Source organism: Streptomyces sp. NPDC050264, from assembly GCF_040655895.1.
Taxonomy (GTDB): Bacteria; Actinomycetota; Actinomycetes; order Streptomycetales; family Streptomycetaceae; genus Streptomyces.
In genome coordinates, this window is record NZ_JBFAKV010000014.1 from 15659 (window position 1) to 31730 (window position 16072).

General features: G+C 69.6%; 17 protein-coding genes and 5 pseudogenes. 8 read left to right on the forward strand and 14 right to left on the reverse strand.

Going from position 1 to position 16072, the window contains the following annotated elements:
- Positions 1-83 precede the first annotated feature (83 nt).
- The 4 genes from AB0J02_RS24460 to AB0J02_RS24475 form a co-directional block, all read right to left on the reverse strand.
- Positions 84-1298: a hypothetical protein gene (locus tag AB0J02_RS24460; RefSeq protein WP_363195887.1), complete on the reverse strand. Its 1215-nt coding sequence runs from the start codon at positions 1296-1298 to the stop codon at positions 84-86.
- Positions 1299-1389: 91 nt separating this feature from the next.
- Positions 1390-1962: a DUF6114 domain-containing protein gene (locus AB0J02_RS24465; protein WP_363195888.1), complete on the reverse strand. Its 573-nt coding sequence runs from the start codon at positions 1960-1962 to the stop codon at positions 1390-1392.
- Positions 1963-2118: 156 nt separating this feature from the next.
- Positions 2119-2736: a DUF6230 family protein gene (locus AB0J02_RS24470; RefSeq protein WP_363195889.1), complete on the reverse strand. Its 618-nt coding sequence runs from the start codon at positions 2734-2736 to the stop codon at positions 2119-2121.
- Between the two features lie 639 nt (positions 2737-3375).
- Positions 3376-4344, reverse strand: a complete 969-nt coding sequence (locus tag AB0J02_RS24475; RefSeq protein WP_363195890.1) for a tetratricopeptide repeat protein — start codon at positions 4342-4344, stop codon at positions 3376-3378.
- 331 nt (positions 4345-4675) lie between these two features.
- On the opposite strand from AB0J02_RS24475, the gene AB0J02_RS24480 reads away from it, so the two are divergent.
- The gene (locus AB0J02_RS24480) at positions 4676-5305 is read left to right on the forward strand and encodes a TetR/AcrR family transcriptional regulator (protein ID WP_363195891.1); all 630 of its coding nucleotides are present in this window, start codon (positions 4676-4678) and stop codon (positions 5303-5305) included.
- A 27-nt stretch (positions 5306-5332) separates the two neighbouring features.
- On the opposite strand, the pseudogene AB0J02_RS24485 reads toward AB0J02_RS24480, so the two are convergent.
- Both AB0J02_RS24485 and AB0J02_RS24490 read right to left on the reverse strand, forming a co-directional pair.
- Positions 5333-6004, reverse strand: a pseudogene (locus AB0J02_RS24485) (GDP-mannose 4,6-dehydratase); the annotation flags it as partial.
- Positions 6000-6179, reverse strand: a pseudogene (locus tag AB0J02_RS24490) (glycosyltransferase); the annotation flags it as partial. The pseudogenes AB0J02_RS24490 and AB0J02_RS24485, both read right to left, overlap by 5 nt.
- Positions 6180-6268: 89 nt before the next feature.
- Between AB0J02_RS24490 and AB0J02_RS24495 the strand changes: the two are divergent.
- Together AB0J02_RS24495 and AB0J02_RS24500 are read left to right on the forward strand one after the other, a co-directional pair.
- A pseudogene (locus tag AB0J02_RS24495) lies at positions 6269-6376 on the forward strand (DNA-binding response regulator); the annotation flags it as partial.
- Between the two features lie 127 nt (positions 6377-6503).
- Positions 6504-6722 (forward strand): annotated as a pseudogene (locus tag AB0J02_RS24500) (response regulator); the annotation flags it as partial.
- On the opposite strand, the pseudogene AB0J02_RS24505 reads toward AB0J02_RS24500, so the two are convergent.
- From AB0J02_RS24505 to AB0J02_RS24530, 6 genes and pseudogenes are all read right to left on the reverse strand, one after another.
- Positions 6710-6829: pseudogene (locus AB0J02_RS24505) on the reverse strand (leucine zipper domain-containing protein); the annotation flags it as partial. The pseudogenes AB0J02_RS24500 and AB0J02_RS24505 sit on opposite strands and share 13 nt — an antisense overlap.
- Positions 6830-6931: 102 nt before the next feature.
- Positions 6932-8632, reverse strand: coding sequence for a methylmalonyl-CoA mutase family protein (locus AB0J02_RS24510; RefSeq protein ID WP_363195892.1), 1701 nt, complete (start codon positions 8630-8632; stop codon positions 6932-6934).
- 83 nt (positions 8633-8715) lie between these two features.
- Positions 8716-9054: a DUF3817 domain-containing protein gene (locus tag AB0J02_RS24515; protein ID WP_363195893.1), complete on the reverse strand. Its 339-nt coding sequence runs from the start codon at positions 9052-9054 to the stop codon at positions 8716-8718.
- A 55-nt stretch (positions 9055-9109) separates the two neighbouring features.
- On the reverse strand, positions 9110-9619 hold the full coding sequence (locus tag AB0J02_RS24520) for a MarR family transcriptional regulator (RefSeq protein ID WP_363195894.1): 510 nt from the start codon (positions 9617-9619) through the stop codon (positions 9110-9112).
- A gap of 72 nt (positions 9620-9691) precedes the next feature.
- Positions 9692-9988, reverse strand: a complete 297-nt coding sequence (locus AB0J02_RS24525; protein ID WP_363195895.1) for an MTH1187 family thiamine-binding protein — start codon at positions 9986-9988, stop codon at positions 9692-9694.
- On the reverse strand, positions 9985-10338 hold the full coding sequence (locus AB0J02_RS24530; protein ID WP_363195896.1) for a DUF3817 domain-containing protein: 354 nt from the start codon (positions 10336-10338) through the stop codon (positions 9985-9987). Before AB0J02_RS24530 ends, AB0J02_RS24525 begins: the two co-directional genes overlap by 4 nt.
- A 139-nt stretch (positions 10339-10477) precedes the next feature.
- Here AB0J02_RS24530 and AB0J02_RS24535 point away from each other — a divergent pair, with 139 nt between their 5' ends.
- The 4 genes from AB0J02_RS24535 to AB0J02_RS24550 all read left to right on the forward strand — a co-directional run bounded on the left by AB0J02_RS24535 (position 10478) and on the right by AB0J02_RS24550 (position 13153).
- The gene (locus AB0J02_RS24535; protein ID WP_363195897.1) at positions 10478-11116 is read left to right on the forward strand and encodes an AIM24 family protein; all 639 of its coding nucleotides are present in this window, start codon (positions 10478-10480) and stop codon (positions 11114-11116) included.
- Positions 11116-11775, forward strand: coding sequence for an AIM24 family protein (locus AB0J02_RS24540; RefSeq protein ID WP_363195898.1), 660 nt, complete (start codon positions 11116-11118; stop codon positions 11773-11775). Before AB0J02_RS24535 ends, AB0J02_RS24540 begins: the two co-directional genes overlap by 1 nt.
- Before the next feature lie 23 nt (positions 11776-11798).
- Positions 11799-12548 carry an AIM24 family protein gene (locus AB0J02_RS24545; RefSeq protein WP_363195899.1) on the forward strand — a complete coding sequence of 250 codons (750 nt, stop codon included), beginning with the start codon at positions 11799-11801 and terminating at the stop codon, positions 12546-12548.
- A 128-nt stretch (positions 12549-12676) separates the two neighbouring features.
- Positions 12677-13153 carry a MarR family transcriptional regulator gene (locus AB0J02_RS24550; RefSeq protein WP_363195900.1) on the forward strand — a complete coding sequence of 159 codons (477 nt, stop codon included), beginning with the start codon at positions 12677-12679 and terminating at the stop codon, positions 13151-13153.
- A gap of 76 nt (positions 13154-13229) precedes the next feature.
- On the opposite strand, the gene AB0J02_RS24555 is transcribed toward AB0J02_RS24550, so the two are convergent.
- Positions 13230-14648, reverse strand: coding sequence for a HAMP domain-containing sensor histidine kinase (locus AB0J02_RS24555; RefSeq protein WP_363195901.1), 1419 nt, complete (start codon positions 14646-14648; stop codon positions 13230-13232).
- Entirely contained in the window at positions 14645-15316 is a 672-nt protein-coding gene (locus AB0J02_RS24560) for a response regulator transcription factor (RefSeq protein WP_363195902.1), read from the reverse strand. Before AB0J02_RS24560 ends, AB0J02_RS24555 begins: the two co-directional genes overlap by 4 nt.
- Positions 15317-15443: 127 nt before the next feature.
- Between AB0J02_RS24560 and AB0J02_RS24565 the strand changes: the two genes are divergently transcribed.
- A complete protein-coding gene (locus AB0J02_RS24565) occupies positions 15444-16070 on the forward strand; it encodes a PepSY domain-containing protein (RefSeq protein WP_363195903.1) in 627 nt (208 codons plus the stop codon).
- Positions 16071-16072: the final 2 nt, after the last annotated feature.

Consider the following 16072-nt stretch of genomic DNA (forward strand, 5'->3'; position numbering starts at 1 on the left):
CCCCTGTACGAGACAGGGGGCGCCCTCGGCATTTGTGCGGCTCCCGGACGGGTCCGGAGGTCGTGCGGACTTTCAGCGCACGGTCAGCTGTCCTCGACCGTGGTGTGCAGCCCGGGCACGTGCAGAGTCCCGCCGAACTGCGCGGCCTGCGTGACCTTCACGTTGGTGAAGTACAGGATCGGCAGGTTGATCGGCGGCGGGTTCTTCGCGTTGAACGTCATGGGGATGAGCCCGAGCAGATTGCCCGAGAGCTCCTCCGTGTACATGGTCGTCTTCCCGTCACGGATGGTGGACGTGGAGCCCTTGTCCGAACGGATGTGGAAGTACTTGCCGTTCGGGCCGGGGGCGATCTGGTGCAGATCGCCGATGTCCGTCCCGTTGGAGATGACGTACTTCATGACGCGCTTGACGGAGCCGTCAGCCATCCTGACGTCCACGAGGCCCTGGTAGTCCGCGCCCTTGAGCAGGAGCGAGCTGGCCTCCAACTTCCAGGATTCGCTGGGCAGTTGGGCCGGGGTGTCCTCGTCGGCGCCCTCGGCGTCGGTGGCGACCGGGCAGTCCTCCGGGATGCCGGTGGCGCTCGGGGACGGGGTCGCCGCCTCCGTTGCCTTCTTCGTGGCGTCCTCGGTCGCCTTGTCGACGCCGTCCTTGGTGTCCTTGACCGCGTCGCCGGCCTTGTCCGTCGTGTCCTTGACCGTGTCACCGACACCGTCGACCGTGTCCTTGACCGTGGAGCCCAGGTCCTTGGCACCGTCCGTGCCGGACTTCGACGCGGACTCCGACGCCGACGGGCTGGGAGTCGGGCTGGCCGTCTCCTTGTCCTTGGGCGTGAACAGGTCCTTGAGCGCGTCGCCGACACCCAGCGGATCGAGCGGGTTCCTGGTCTCGGACGCCGAGGGCGCCGGGGTGGCCGTGGACCCGCTGTCCTTGCTTTCGCCCGAGCCGGACTTGGCCCCGGAGGAGGCGGAGGCCGACGGCGAGGGAGTCGGCGTGGCCGCATCCTTGCCGGAGTCCTTGTCGCCGTCCTTGCCGCTGTCCTTGCCGGCGTCCTTGTCCGTGGACGCCGAGGCGGACGGCGACGGAGTCCTGGACTCCTCCGCCTTGTCCTTGTCGTCGGTGGCGGCGCTGCCGTCCTTGGCGTCCCGCTCCGCCTCCACCGCGTCGGCGCACGCCTTGTAGTCGTCCGCAGAGAACTTGGTCGGGTTGTCCTTGGCCGACGCCAGCGTGGGCGTCATACCGAGGCCCATGAGTACGGCCGTGGGCATCGCCGCGATGGCTATCGCCTTGCCCGCGGGCATGTGCAGCCTGGTGAACAGATGCTTTCTCGGTGCTGCATGCCGCCCGGTTCTCGCACGGGGCTCCGCGAAGGAGTCCTCGTGGTGCACCTCGTCAGCCGGCACGGTGCCTCCCGTTCGTCCCGTTGTCCGGGCTCGTCCCTGACACGTCGTCGTTTGCACCCGAGACCCGGTAGGTGGCTCCCGCGATCGGGGGCACGGCACCGTGGTCCTCGGGACCGGAGTCGTCACCGCCCTGCGCGGCCGTCACGGCCTGTCCGTCGCGCTGCTGCCGGCCGGGCGCCCAGGAGACGCCGAGGGCGCCGCCGAGCAGGGCGAGCAGGAAGCCGATGATGAAGCCGCCGAAGTTGGAGACCACCAGGGAGACCAGGGCGAGAAGAATCGCCGCCACACCCGCGAACACCCGGGAGTGCGGCTGGAACCACATCGTCAGACCGAGCACGACCAGCAGGACGCCGATGATGAGCGACCCGGCTCCCGCCGTCGTCGCCATCCGGATCGTCATGCTGCCGATCGTGAGATTCGCGTACGGGAAGTACATGATCGGGATGCCGCCGAGGATAGCCAGGAGGCCACCCCAGAACGGGCGCTGACCGCGCCACCCTCGGAACGATTGGCGCATGTGACCAAGCTTCGGGCCCAGCCCTGCGTGCGCTTCGGCGCTCATCTCGTACAGCTCCTCGGGAATGGCGTTGATCTGTGGTGACGATGGCTGTCCGGGTACGGGCACGGGGACGACCTGGAGCGTTTCCCGCACGCCCCCGCGCCCGGCCGTTCAGCGCATCAAGTGCCTAGTCCCGGGCCCGGTTCGGACCCTTGCGGACTAGTAGCACTCGTGCTTGCCCTTCTTGACGCTCATCTTGAGGCCCGAGAGCTTGAAGGTGCCGGCCGTCGTGGCCCACGCGCGCTGCTGGACGTTCTCGAAGTGCACCGAGTCGGCCTGCTGGGCGAACGAGTTGGGGTCGGCCTTGTCGCCCTGGTGGATACCGGGGCCCTTGCTGGCGTCGCCCGCCGCCACACCGATGTCGATGTTCTCGAAGGTCGCATCGGCCTTCAGGTCATCGGCGTCGATGTAGAGGGTCTTGGCCTCGACGGGATTCTTCGGGTTGCTACCGGCCGACAGCGTCATCGACACATCGCCGAAGACCGGGACCGGAACGACGACGGACTGGCAGAGGTCGTGGATCTCTGCGGTCTTCATGCCGACGACGGCGACCGGGTGGGCACCCGTCTTGCCGGAGTCGATGGCGCCGTACTGGGCGAAGCCCTTGCCATCGAGCGAGCTCGCCGTCACCTTGAACGACTGCCCTGAAACGCTGAACGATGCCGCAAGCGCGCCCTGGGACAGGGCGACACCTATCGCGGCTGTCGCCGCGACGCTCGGCACCATGACTACGGCGAACCGCTTCCATCTGGTTCCGCCACGAGCCACGGACTTCATGACTTTCCTCCTTCTCGGACGTACATCTCCGGCCCTGACTGCCCTTTGCAGCGGCTCAGCCGGGCAGGGATGGGAGAAGTGCTACGTCCTCGGGAAGGAGAGCGCCCGCATCGGGAGTGTGTATCCGCACCCTGATCACCGGCGATCACCCCCGAGCGACAACCACTGGTCGCACCTGAGCCATCACGCGCAACCTGCTGGACAGGCTCGACCTGACGGTCGAGACCCCCCTGTCCCAGACCAACGGCGCTCCCCTTGGTCCGCCGTCGACCTGCCCGGTGGGGACCCACGAACCCCGCTGTCCGAATGGCTGTCGGACGGTGAGGAGTGGACCGAGCGTGCCTGATCGTGGTGCATTCCCGGCGCTCGCACAAGGGGGTTCGTTACTCACGGGTAACGGACGGATAACCGAACAACGACCGCCCGACATCGAACGACAACGCTGGGTGCCGTCGAGCGAGGGGAAAAAGTGGCTGATTCCGGTACGAGACCGGACAGAAGACAGCCCCTGACTTACTCCAAGTAACAGCGGCCGCGTTTACCAAGTTTTGGTAAAGCGCGGCCGCTGTGCGCCCCTGAGGACAGAATTTTCACCCCGGCATCACAAGCCGTGGCGTTTAAGAACAGGTCACTGGCGGCTCAGAAGAGAACCCGGGCCAGAGCCGTACGCGCGGTGCTCACGCGGGGGTCGTCGGCGCCCACGACCTCGAACAATTCGAGAAGCCTGACCCGCGCCGCGGTCCGGTCGTCGCCGGCCGAGCGGGCCACCGCGTCGACCAGGCGCCCGAAGGCGTCCTCGACATGGCCCCCGACCAGGTCCAGGTCGGCTGCGGCGATCTGCGCCGCCACGTCGTTCGGCTTCTCGGCCGCGTCCCTGCGGACCGCCTGCGGGTCGAGGCCCTGCACGCGCTGCAACAGCTCGGCCTGGCCGAGGCCGAGCTTGGCCTCGGTGTTCCCGGGGTCGTCGGACAGCACGTTCTTGTACGCCTGGACGGCGCCCGCGAGGTCGCCGGCGTCAAGAGCGCGGACCGCCGCTTCGAGGAGCGCGTCGTAGGGGCCGGCCGGAGTCTCCACTACCGGTGCGGCGTCCTCCGCGTCCCCGTCCACGGCGATGCCGGTGAGTCCGAAGCGCTCCTCGCCGACCTGGATCAACTGGTCGAGGGTGCCGCGGATCTGGTCCTCGGGAGCCGCGCCCTGGAAGAGGGGCAGCGCCTGCCCGGCGACGACGGCGAAGACGGCCGGGATCCCCTGGACCCCGAACTGCTGCATCAACATCTGGTTGGCATCGACATCGATCTTGGCGAGCACGAAGCGGCCGTTGTACTCGGCGGCGAGGCGCTCGAGCAGCGGGCTCAGCTGCTTGCAGGGCTCGCACCACTCGGCCCAGAAGTCGATGACGACGGGTACTTCGGTGGAGCGCTGCAGTACATCGCGCTCGAAGTCCGCCTCACTGACGTCGATGACGAGGCTCGACGGGGACACCGCCCCGCCACCACCCTGCCGGGCCGCTTCGGCGCGCGCCTGCTCCGCCTTCGCCTTGGCCTCCTGGGCCGCCTTCACCGCGGCGAGGTCGACGACTCCGCTCATGGACATGTTCCGTGGCTGCATGCGTACAGTCTCCCCCTTCCGCGGACGGTTGTGGGCCGGGTCCGGCTCCGTCGCCTCCCGCCGGATTGCGAGACGTACGGAGCGGACTCGGCCCGGTGCTTCGGCGCCGGGTCCCCACCCGGCTCCTGATGCTTCGGTACCGGGTCCCCACCCGGCACCTGTGGTTGCCGCTCGTCGTGACCGCCCGGGGTGCAGAACCGAGTCGGTTGTACGAGATCGAGCTTTCGCTACGGCTCGTAGCGTATCTGTCGGAGGCGGGGCACCGGAGGGCGCCCCCGAGTGATCTGCCTCACGCGCGCCACGATGCCTACTGGCCGGTATGGTCGCGTCCATGCAGAGCCGCACGCCGTCGTCCAGCGCAGGTCGACTCGGCCGGCCGCGGTCCGCCGCGGCGGACGAGGCGATCCTGGAGGCCACCCGCGCGGCGCTCGTGGATCTCGGCTGGTCGAAGCTGACGCTGGGCGACGTCGCGACGCGGGCGGGCGTCGCGAAGACCACCCTGTACCGGCGGTGGGCCGGCAAGAACGAACTCGTCGTCGACGCGGTCGCGGTCCTCTTCGATGAACTCCGGCTCCCTGACAAAGGTTCCCTGGCCGCCGACATCGAGGGCGTGGTGCTCCAGTTCGCGGCGATCCTGGACCGGCCCGAGACGAAGACGGCGCTGATGGCGGTGGTCGCCGAGTCCACCCGGGACGCTCCGCTGCGGGAGCGGATCCGGACGTCGATCGTGGACCGGCAGAAACGACTCGTCCTGGAGGGCCGGGCCCGGGCCGAGCGCCGCGGGGAACTGCCGGCGGCACCGGACCCCCGGGTCGCCGCGGCGACGGCGGACCTGATCTTCGACGTGGCGGCGGGGGCGGTCGTGCACCGCACGCTGGTGAGCGCGGAGCCGGTGGACGCGGAGTGGGTGCGGCGCTTCACGGCGCTGCTCCTCGGCGGTCTGGCGGCCGCGTCCGACTGACGGGCCGGGAAGGGCCCGAGGGCCCTGGACCTGGTACCGGGCGGGGGCGAACCGCTCCAGGTTCGACGCCACCCACGCGGACGTCCGCTTCAGCCCAACTCCGGTTCCCACCCGGCCCGTTCACGCGCACGGGCGTTGTCCGACAGCAGGCGCTGGACCTCGCTTCCCGAGGGGCGGAGCCGGGCCGGGTCGACGACGACCCGGGCGTCCCGGCCCGACGCGTCGACGAGTGCCTGCGCCAGTTCGCCGACCGGGATCTCCTGACCCCTACCGAGATTGACGACCTGCCCCAGCGCGAGGTCGCAGTCGGTCACCGCCATGAATCCCCGCGCCGTGTCGGAGACATACGTGAAGTCGCGGTCGGGGTGAGGGAGCCGAGCTTGATCTCCCGTGCCCCGGAGTGGAGTTGGGCCAGGATCGTCGGGATCACGGCGCGTGCGGACTGCCGCGGCCCATACGAGTCGAAGGGCCGCACCACGGTCACCGGCAGCTCGAAGGCGTGCCAGTGGGACAGCATGTCGGCGCCGAGTACGGGGGACCGGGGCTGGAGGGGATGGTCCTCGGAGATCGGGCCGTCAGCGCGGTGCCGTAGACCTCACTCGTCGAGGTGTGGATCAGGCGGCGCACGGAGTGCCCGCGGCAGGCCTCCGCGATGTTCTCCGTACCGACGACGTTCGTCTGCACGTACCCGCCCGGTGTGCGGCCGGTACCCGGCGGCCGGGATGAGCCGGGTCTCCAGGCCGCGTTCGGTGCCGACGAACGAGATCACCGCGTCGGGGACGGCCCGGCGCAGCGCGTCGGCGAGGGCGAGTCCGGGGTAGATGTGCCCGCCGGTGCCGCCCTTGCCGATGACGACGGACAGAGGGGTGCGCAGGGGGCTGCGCGAGTCGGTTCGCATGAGAAGGGAGCGTCGCGGGGCGCTCTGAGAGGGTTTCAAGAGCCGGGTTTGGCAGCCTTTGCGGCATGACGACAGCGAGCGAGCGCGGTGCGGCCCGGATCCTGGTCGTGGACGACGCCCCGGAGGTCCGCTCGGCCGTCGAGGACGCGCTGACGGTGGAGGGCTACCGGGTGGCGTCCGCGACGATGACGACGGACAGAGGGGTGCGCAGGGGGCTGCGCGAGTCGGTTCGCATGAGAAGGGAGCGTCGCGGGGCGCTCTGAGAGGGTTTCAAGAGCCGGGTTTGGCAGCCTTTGCGGCATGACGACAGCGAGCGAGCGCGGTGCGGCCCGGATCCTGGTCGTGGACGACGACCCGGAGGTCCGCTCGGCCGTCGAGGACGCGATGACGGTGGAGGGCTACCGGGTGGCGCCCGCGCCCGACGGCCGGCGGGGCTTGAGCGCGCTCGCGCGCCGGGAGCCGGACGCCGTCGTCCTCGACGTGAGGATGCCGGTCCTGGACGGGCTCGCGGTGGGCCGCGAGATGCCCATTTCGGCGGCGACATGCGCTACCGGGCGGCCGGTGCGGACCCGTTCGACGAGCAGCCGCCTGCCGTGAACGGTCAGCCGGGCATGACGGTGGGACACGAAGACCTCCGGTGTGGTGCAGTCCTGGACAGCTCCACCACACCGGAGGTCTTCGCCATGATCAAGCCCCGCCGGCGTTGGCAACGCTCGTGATCAATACACCTAGAACCCGGCCGGCTCCGTATACACGCCCCACTCATCGCGCAGCACGCCACAGATCTCCCCGAGCGTCGCCTCCGCCCGCACAGCGTCGAGCATCGGCGCGATCATGTTGGACCCGTCGCGGGCCGCACCCAGCATCCGGTCGAGCGCGGAGCGCACCGCCGCGTCGTCCCGGGCCGCCTTGCGGCCGGCGAGGGCGCTGACCTGGTCCCGCTCGACCTCGTGGCTGACGCGCAGGATCTCCAGGTCGCCGGTGACGGAACCGTGGTGGACGTTGACCCCCACGACCCGCTTGTCGCCCTTCTCCAGCGACTTCTGGTACTGGAAGGCGGACTCGGCGATCTCCCCGGTGAACCAGCCGTCCTCGATTCCGCGCAGGATCCCTGACGTCATCGGGCCGATGGGGTGTTGCCCGTCGGGGTGCGCCCGCAGCCCGCGTTCGCGGATCTGCTCGAAGATCTTCTCGGCGTCGGCCTCGATCCGGTCGGTGAGCTGCTCCACGTACCAGGCACCGCCGAGCGGGTCGGCGACGTTGGCGACGCCGGTCTCCTCCATCAGCACCTGCTGCGTGCGCAGTGCGATCTCGGCCGCCTGCTCGCTGGGCAGGGCGAGCGTCTCGTCGAGGGCGTTCGTGTGCAGGGAGTTGGTGCCGCCGAGCACGGCGGCGAGGGCCTCGACGGCGGTGCGCACGACGTTGTTGTACGGCTGCTGGGCGGTCAGCGAGACGCCGGCGGTCTGGGTGTGGAAGCGCAGCCACTGCGCCTTCTCGCTGCGCGCTCCGTACACGTCGCGCATCCAGCGGGCCCAGATCCTCCTGGCCGCGCGGAACTTGGCGATCTCCTCGAAGAAGTCGAGGTGCGCGTCGAAGAAGAAGCTCAGGCCCGGTGCGAAGACGTCCACGTCGAGGCCGCGGGACAGCCCGAGTTCGACGTAGCCGAAGCCGTCCGCCAGCGTGTACGCCAGCTCCTGCGCGGCCGTCGAGCCGGCCTCGCGGATGTGGTACCCGGAGACCGAGAGCGGCTTGTACGCCGGGATGCCCGCGGCGCAGTGCTCCATCAGGTCGCCGATCAGGCGCAGGTGCGGCTCGGGCTGGAAGAGCCACTCCTTCTGCGCGATGTACTCCTTGAAGATGTCGGTCTGGAGCGTGCCGTTGAGGACCGCCGGGTCGACGCCCTGCCGCTCCGCCGCGACGAGATACATGCAGAACACGGGTACGGCGGGCCCGCTGATCGTCATCGACGTGGTGACGTCGCCGAGGGGGATGTCCTGGAAGAGGACCTCCATGTCGGCGGCCGAGTCGATGGCGACGCCGCAGTGCCCGACCTCGCCGAGCGAGCGCGGGTCGTCGGAGTCGCGGCCCATGAGCGTCGGCATGTCGAAGGCGACGGAGAGTCCGCCGCCGCCCGCGGCCAGGATCATCTTGTAGCGCTCGTTGGTCTGCTCGGCGTTGCCGAACCCCGCGAACTGGCGGATGGTCCAGGTGCGGCCCCGGTAGCCGGTCGGATGGAGTCCGCGCGTGTACGGGTACTCGCCGGGCCAGCCGATCCGCTCGAACCCCTCGTACGTGTCCCCGGGCCGCGGCCCGTAGACCGGCTCGACCGGATCACCGGAGAGCGTCGTGAAGTCGGCGTCCCGCTTGCGGGCGGAGTCGAACCGGGCCTGCCAGCGGCGGCGGCCCTCCGCGATGGCGTCAGCGTCCATGCTTCCCATGCTCTCCAATTTACTAGGACGTCCTAGTAAATGTCGATGGCGAACCGCTCACACCTCGTGCGAGCGGTGGGGTGTTACGCCTTGGCGAGCTTCGCGCCGTCGTCGGAGACCTTGGCCTCCAGCTCCGCGGAGACCTTGCGCTCCACGAAGAACGCCGCGGTCGGGATGGTGCCCGCGATGAGGACCCACAGCTGCTTGCCGACCGGCCACTTCGCCTTGGACCCGAGGTCGAAGGCGAACACCAGGTAGATGACGTACAGCCAGCCGTGCGCGATGGCGATGACGCGCGTGGCATCCGCCGCCCCGTCGATACCCAGCACGTACTTGGCGATCATGCCGAGGCACAGGAGGACCAGGAGCACACCGGTCACGTAGGCCATGACGCGGTAGCGGGTCAGCACGCTCTTCTTCATGCGTCGAGCGTAACCGCCCGTTTTGCGCGATCTTCAAGCGGGCCCGCCGGCCCGCTCACTCCTCTTCGAAGTCGTGCGCGGCCACCCGCAGCGGCCGCAGCATCGCGAAGATCTCGCCGCACTCCTCGGCGTCGTACACCCCGAGCCCGAAGTCCATCGCCATCAGGTCGCGCGTCGCCGCCTCGACGACCTCGCGGCCCTTGTCGGTGATGGTGGCCAGCGTGCCGCGGCCGTCGTTCGGGTTGGGGCGCTTGTCGACGAGGCCCGAGCGCACCAGCCGGTCGACCGTGTTGGTCACGGACGTCGGGTGCACCATGAGCCGCTCGCCGATCTTCGACATGGGCAGCTCACCCTCCTTGGAGAAGGTGAGCAGCACCAGCGCCTCGTAGCGCGCGAAGGTCAGTCCGTACGGCTTGACGACGGTGTCGACCTCGGCGAGCAGGATCTGGTGCGCGCGCATGATCGAGGTGATCGCGCCCATGGACGGCACGGACCCCCAGCGCTGTTTCCAGAGTTCATCGGCGCGGGCGATCGGATCGAAGGCAAGGCTGAGCGGCTTCGGCACGGCCTCGACCTTACCGGCCGGTCACATGGTGGTCAGCCCCGTCTCGCCCTTTGGCCGATTGCCCTCCACGGCTCAGCCGTCGGCCAGGTGCCGCTCCACCGTCGCCACCTTCGACGACAGTCCGTCGGTGACGCCGGGACGGATGTCCGCCTTCAGCACCACCGAGACCCGCGGTGCCCGCGCCTCGACCGTCGCGACGGCGCGTTTGACGACGTCCATCACCTCGTCCCAGTCGCCCTCGATCGAGGTGAACATCGCGTCGGTGTGGTTCGGCAGGCCGGATTCGCGGACCACGCGGACCGCGTCGGCCACGTACTCCCCCACGTCCTCGCCGACCCCGAGGGGCGTCACGGAGAAGGCGACGATCATGCGTTCACGATCCCTTCCTGGCGGGCGCGGGCGGCGATCGCCAGGTTGACCGCGTCGTCGGCCTCGCGCTTGAGCTTGCGCTCGGCGAAGAAGCCGCCGGTCGGCAGGACGGAGAGGACGAAGTAGAGGGCGGCGCGGCCGAAGCTCCACTTCGTACGGTTCCAGGCGTCCAGCCAGAAGAGCACGTAGAGCACGAACAGCACGCCGTGCACCATGCCCATCACCGGCACCGCGTTGAACTCGGTCGTGCGCTTCAGGACCGAGCAGACGATGAGCAGCAGGAACGAGACGGCCTCGGGCGCGGAGACCAGGCGGAGGCGGCGGAGGGCGGAGGCGGTCTTGATGTCCACGGGGCACCTTCGGCAGAAGCGGCGGGCGGGCGGTGCTGCGCGCGGTGATCTTGTGAATATGCGCACAAGCGTTTCTCATTGTGGCATCGCGTTCCGCGGGACCTGTCGGCGGGCTCCCCGGTCCGGCTACCTTCGACGCGTGGCAACGTTCCGGCTCCAGGGCAGCAAGATGCTCGCCGTCGACATGACGGGCGACAGCGTGAAGGCGAAGAACGGGTCGATGGTCGCGTACGACGGCCGGATGGCGTTCAAGAAGCTGAGCGGGGGTGGCGAGGGGATACGAGGGATGGTGACGCGCCGGGTCACCGGCGAACAGCTGGTGGTGATGGAGGTGAAGGGCCAGGGGACCTGCTGGTTCGCCGACCGGGCCAGTGAGATCAACCTGGTCGCGTTGCGCGGCGACAAGCTGTACGTCGAGTCCAGCAACCTGCTGTGCACGGAGGCGGGCCTGCGGACGGGCACCTCCTTCACGGGGATGCGCGGCGCCTCACAGGGCAACGGCCTGTTCACCACGACCGTCGAAGGGCACGGACAGGCCGCGATCATGAGCGACGGCCCGGCCGTGGTGCTCCGGGTCAGCCGGGACTACCCGCTGACCGTCGACCCGGGCGCGTACATCGCGCACCAGGGCGATCTGCACCAGTCGTTCCAGGCGGGCGTCACCTTCCGTACGTTTCTCGGGGAGGGCGGCGGCGAGGCGTTCCAGATCCGGTTCGAGGGCGACGGGCTCGTCTACGTACAGCCCAGTGAGCGCAACACGATCGCGGGGGATGTGTGATGCCGCCTTCGAACTTCCGCGAGATCAACTCGAAGATGATCGAGGCGACGGTCCTGCCCGGACAGCGCCTCTACAGCCAGCGCGGCGCGATGCTCGCGTACAAGGGGGACGTCACCTTCACGCCCGACATCCAGGGCGGGCAGGGCGGGGTGATGTCCATGCTCGGGCGGCGGGTGGCCAATGAGGCGACGCCGCTGATGAGCGTCGAGGGCAGCGGAACCGTGCTGTTCGGGCACGGCGGGCATCACGTGCAGGTGATCACGCTCTCCGGCGACACGTTGTACGTGGAGGCGGACCGGCTGCTCGCCTTCGACGGGGCGCTGCAGCAGGGCACGATGTTCATGGGCGCGCAGGGCGGCGTCATGGGCATGGTGCGCGGACAGGTCACCGGGCAGGGGCTGTTCACGACGACGCTCAAGGGGCAGGGGTCCGTGGCCGTGATGGCGCACGGCGGCGTCATCGAGGTGCCGATCACCCCGCGCAACCCGGTGCACGTCGACCCCCAGGCGTACGTCGCCCATCACGGGGACGTACGCAACAAGCTGTCCACGGCCCTCGGCTGGCGGGACATGGTGGGCCGCGGCAGCGGCGAGGCGTTCCAGCTGGAGCTCAGCGGGAGCGGCGCGGTGTACGTCCAGGCCTCGGAGGAGAAGCTGTGACCGGCCCTGTGGTCTTCGACCCCATGACGCTGCCCGTCGACGACAACGTCAACGCGTACACCTTCTGCGTGGAACTCAAGAGCAGTCAGTGGTTCCTGCAGAAGGGCAAGATGATCGCCTACTACGGGCGGATGGAGTTCAACGGCATCGGGCACGGCCGGCTCGACCGCCTCGTGCGCACCTCGTTCCATTCGCCACTGCACGCGAGCGACTGGGTGGTGGCGGAGGGCAGCGGCAAGATGCTGCTCGCGGACCGGGCCTTCGACGTGAACTCGTACGACCTGGACGACGGCAATCTGACCATCCGCGCGGGCAATCTGCTCGCTTTTCAGCCAACTCTCGCGCTGAAGCAATCGATTGTGCCGGGGTTTCTGACACTCATTGGCACCGGCAAATTCGTCGCGGCTTCAAACGGTCCCGTGGTCTTCATGGAACCGCCGGTCCGCGTGGACCCGCAGGCGCTCGTCGGCTGGGCCGACTGCCCGTCGCCGTGCCATCACTACGACCACGCGTACCTGACCGGCGTGATCGGCGGTCTACGTGCGATGACGGGTGTCGGCGGGGTCTCCGGCGAGGAGCATCAGTTCGAGTTCGTGGGCGCGGGGACGGTGCTGCTGCAGTCCAGCGAGGCGCTGATGCCCGAGCGGATGACGGGTGACGTGCCCCACCAGGCAGGCGTTCCGGGCGGCGGACCGGGCGCGGGCTCGGGTCAGTCGGCGGCACCGCGTCTTCCCGGACAGCTCGGAGACCTCCAGCGTCGCTTCGGGCTGTGAGCGGTAGTCTGCGGAGTGTGACGTCGAACGCGTGACCCCTTTCGTGAGGTCCTTCAGCGCACTGGGGTGTGAGGCGTCACAGTCCCCACATTCGTTCGCATTTCAACTTCTTAGGTAGAATCGATTTCATGGAGACCGAAACTGCCACGCCGTGGCTGACCGACGAGGAACAGTGCGCCTGGCGCACCCACCTGGAGGTCAACAGGCTGCTGAACTACCAGCTGGAAAAGGATCTCCAGCCCTTCGGCCTGACGATGAACGACTACGAGATCCTGGTGAACCTCTCCGAGGCCGAGGAGCTCCGGATGCGGATGAGCGACCTGGCTGCGGCGACCCTGCAGTCCAAGAGCCGGCTCTCGCACCAGATCACCCGCATGGAGAACGCGGGGCTGGTACGCCGCGAGAACTGCGAGTCGGACCGGCGCGGCCTCTACACCGTGCTCACCGACTTCGGCCTGGAGACCATGCAGAAGGTCGCCCCGCACCATGTGGCCTCCGTGCGGCAGCACTTCGTGGACCTCGTCGCGCCGGAGGACCTGGCCAACCTCCACAAGGCGCTCACGCCCATCGCCGACCACCTGCGTTCGCAGCGCGGCAAACCGTGACACCTGCGAATTCCCGGGGTCACGGAGGATCGCCGACTTCCCCCGTGACCCAACGCTTCCGAACGTTTTTGCTCAACTAGCCAACGGGCAGTCCGAGTTCGAAAAGGGCTCCGCCGTCCGGCGCGGTGCGCACCGTCAGCGTGCCGCCGTGCCGCGCGGCCACGTCCCGGGCGATGGCGAGGCCCAGGCCCGCCCCGCCGCCGTCCCGGGAGCGTGCGTCGTCGAGCCGTACGAACCGCTCGAAGATCCGCTCCCGCTCACCCTCCGGCACGCCGTCCCCGTCGTCCGCGACGGTGAGGACCGCCCGGCCTCCCGCGGCCCCTTCCAGGCCCACCGCGACGTGGACTCCGGTACGGGCGTGCCGCTGCGCGTTGTCCAGCAGATTGCCGAGTATCCGTGCCAACTGGCTCCGGGATCCGGTGACTTGGGCGGTTCCCCGGATGTCCGCGGTGACCGGGAGACGGTCGCCGACGCGCTGCGAGAGCTCCTCGCGGACCAGGGCCGCGAGATCGACCTCGGCGCCGCCGGCCTTCTCACCCGCGTCGAGACGGGCGAGCAGCAGCAGATCGGCGGCGAGTTCCTGCAGCCGTACGGTGTCCTCGACGGCGCCGTCCACATCGAGCAACTCCGGGTGCGCCGCGCCGACTTCGAGCTGGGTCCGCAGACTGGCGATCGGGCTGCGCAGCTCGTGCGAGGCGTCCGCGACGAACCGGCGCTGCCGCTCCACGGAGTCCTCCAGCGCGGAGAGGGTCTCGTTCGTCGTCCGCGCGAGCCGCGCCACCTCGTCGTGCGTCCCCGGCACGGGCACCCGGCGCGCCAGGTCCTGGGACGCGGTGACGGCGGCCATCTCGGCGCGGATGCCCTCGACGGGCCGCAGCGCGCGCCGCGTCACCAGCCAGGTGACACCGCCGACGACCACGAGCAGCACCGGGAAACCGATCAGCATGGAGGTCAACGCCGTGGACACGGCGCTCTGTTCGGCCGCGAGGGGAGCGCCCGCGTACACGGTCAGCGTGCCGTACGCGGTGTCCTCCACCTCGACCGCGGCGAACCGGTAGTCGGCGCCGTCCCCGTCGACGGTCGCGCTGCCGTTGCCGTAGCCGGTCGTCTCGGAGAGCTTGCCGTGGTCCTCGTCGTCTCCGCCGTGGTCGTCCCCGTCGTCGTCGGTGCGGGCCCGGACGGGCTTCACCGCACCCGTACCGGCCCCGCTGATCCGCTCCAGGTCCTCGGAGGCGGCCACCAGCCTGCCGTCCTCGTCGACCACCTGCACCGGCTGGTCCTCGTCGTCCAGGTCGAGGGCGCCGGGCGCGGTGCCGGTGGCCAGGGACGTGGCGACGCGGCGCGCGCCCGTGTCGGCGGCGCTGCCCGCCTGCTCGGTGAGGTTGGAGCGCAGGGCGAGCAGCACGGCGGTGCCGGCCGCGACCAGGGCGACCGCGACGACGAGGGTGGCGGCGAGTGCCGCGCGCGCCCTTACGGAGCCGAAGACCCGCCTCACCTGGGAATCTCCAGGCGGTATCCGGCGCCGCGCACGGTGCGGATGAGAGAGGCGCCGAGTTTGCGGCGCAGGGCGCTGACGTACACCTCGACGATGTTCGGATCGCCCTCGTAGGCGAAGTCCCACACGTGGTCGAGGATGTCGCTCTTCGACACCACCTCACCGGCGCGCTGCACGAGCTGCTCCAGAACGGAGAACTCCTTCGCGGTCAGGCCGACTTCACCATCCTCGGCGTGGGTGACCCGGCGCGCCGCGGTGTCCACCTCGTACGGCCCGACGGTGTGCACGGGCGAGGCGCTGCCCGCGCTCCCCCGGCGCCGCAGCAGCGCCTTCACACGGGCGACGAGGACGACGTAGGAGAAGGGTTTCGTCAGGTAGTCGTCGGCGCCCGTGTCGAGCCCTTCCGCCTCGTCGTACTCGCCGTCCTTCGCGGTCAGCATCAGGATCGGCACGTCGTCGCCGGCGGCGCGCAGGGCGGCGCAGACCCGGTAGCCGTTCATGCCCGGCAGCATGATGTCGAGGACGACCAGGTCGTACGTTCCCTCGCTCGCCCGGTGCAGCCCTTCGAGGCCGTCGTGGACCACGTCGACGGCGTAGCCCTCGGCGGTGAGCCCCTTGGCCAGCGACAGGGCGAGCCGCTTCTCGTCCTCCACGATCAACAAGCGCATGACAGCCAGGGTCGCAGGTCGAACCTGAAGAGTTCTTCAGGCTTCTTCAGCGGGGCTTCAGGATCACTCGGGCAGGTTGGTTCCCGTCGGAAAGAGCACGACACCGAACGACGAACTGGAGACGCTCATGAAGCGCCGTACTACCGCCATCGCCGCCATCGCCGCCGTCGCCCTGCTGGGCGCGGGCACCGCCACCACGGTGGCCGTCGCCGACAGTGGCTCGTCGGGCTCGTCCGGCTCGCAGTCGAGTGTGCGCGTCAAGGACGACGGCGTCAGCGACGCCCAGGAGAACGCGAACGAGGCGAAGGGCGCCCAGGTCAAGGCCGAGGACGCGATCGCCGCCGCGCTGAAGCACACGTCGGGCGTCGCCGTGGGCGCCGATCTCGACTCCGACGACGGCCGCCTGGTCTGGGAGGTCGACGTCATCGGCGCCGGCAACACCTGGCACGACATCGACGTGGACCCCGGCACCGGCAAGGTGCTCGGCTCGCACGTCGAGAAGGACGATGACGACGACCCGGCGCGGGTCGCCGCCGCGCTGAAGGGTGCGTCCACGTCCGCGGAGGACGCGGCTCGTGCCGCGGCCGCCAAGGGGACGGTGACCTCCGTGGACGCGGATGACGACGGGTCGGTCAGGGTGTGGGAGGTCGAGACGACCTCCGCCGACGGGAAGCAGCAGGACTGGCACGTCGACCTTCAGTCGGGTGCGGTGTCGGTGGACCGGTCCGGCGATGACCAGGGTGACGACGACTGAGC

What these genes read in the sequence shown, in the direction of transcription:
- AB0J02_RS24565 (WP_363195903.1), top strand. Translation starts at nt 15,444, where the DNA reads ATGAAGCGCCGTACTACCGCCATCGCCGCCATCGCCGCCGTCGCCCTG.
- AB0J02_RS24560 (WP_363195902.1), bottom strand. Translation starts at nt 15,316, where the DNA reads ATGCGCTTGTTGATCGTGGAGGACGAGAAGCGGCTCGCCCTGTCGCTG.
- AB0J02_RS24540 (WP_363195898.1), top strand. Translation starts at nt 11,116, where the DNA reads ATGCCGCCTTCGAACTTCCGCGAGATCAACTCGAAGATGATCGAGGCG.
- AB0J02_RS24475 (WP_363195890.1), bottom strand. Translation starts at nt 4,344, where the DNA reads ATGCAGCCACGGAACATGTCCATGAGCGGAGTCGTCGACCTCGCCGCG.
- AB0J02_RS24465 (WP_363195888.1), bottom strand. Translation starts at nt 1,962, where the DNA reads ATGAGCGCCGAAGCGCACGCAGGGCTGGGCCCGAAGCTTGGTCACATG.
- AB0J02_RS24510 (WP_363195892.1), bottom strand. Translation starts at nt 8,632, where the DNA reads ATGGACGCTGACGCCATCGCGGAGGGCCGCCGCCGCTGGCAGGCCCGG.
- AB0J02_RS24525 (WP_363195895.1), bottom strand. Translation starts at nt 9,988, where the DNA reads ATGATCGTCGCCTTCTCCGTGACGCCCCTCGGGGTCGGCGAGGACGTG.
- AB0J02_RS24470 (WP_363195889.1), bottom strand. Translation starts at nt 2,736, where the DNA reads ATGAAGTCCGTGGCTCGTGGCGGAACCAGATGGAAGCGGTTCGCCGTA.
- AB0J02_RS24550 (WP_363195900.1), top strand. Translation starts at nt 12,677, where the DNA reads ATGGAGACCGAAACTGCCACGCCGTGGCTGACCGACGAGGAACAGTGC.
- AB0J02_RS24480 (WP_363195891.1), top strand. Translation starts at nt 4,676, where the DNA reads ATGCAGAGCCGCACGCCGTCGTCCAGCGCAGGTCGACTCGGCCGGCCG.
- AB0J02_RS24545 (WP_363195899.1), top strand. Translation starts at nt 11,799, where the DNA reads ATGACGCTGCCCGTCGACGACAACGTCAACGCGTACACCTTCTGCGTG.
- AB0J02_RS24515 (WP_363195893.1), bottom strand. Translation starts at nt 9,054, where the DNA reads ATGAAGAAGAGCGTGCTGACCCGCTACCGCGTCATGGCCTACGTGACC.
- AB0J02_RS24460 (WP_363195887.1), bottom strand. Translation starts at nt 1,298, where the DNA reads ATGCCCGCGGGCAAGGCGATAGCCATCGCGGCGATGCCCACGGCCGTA.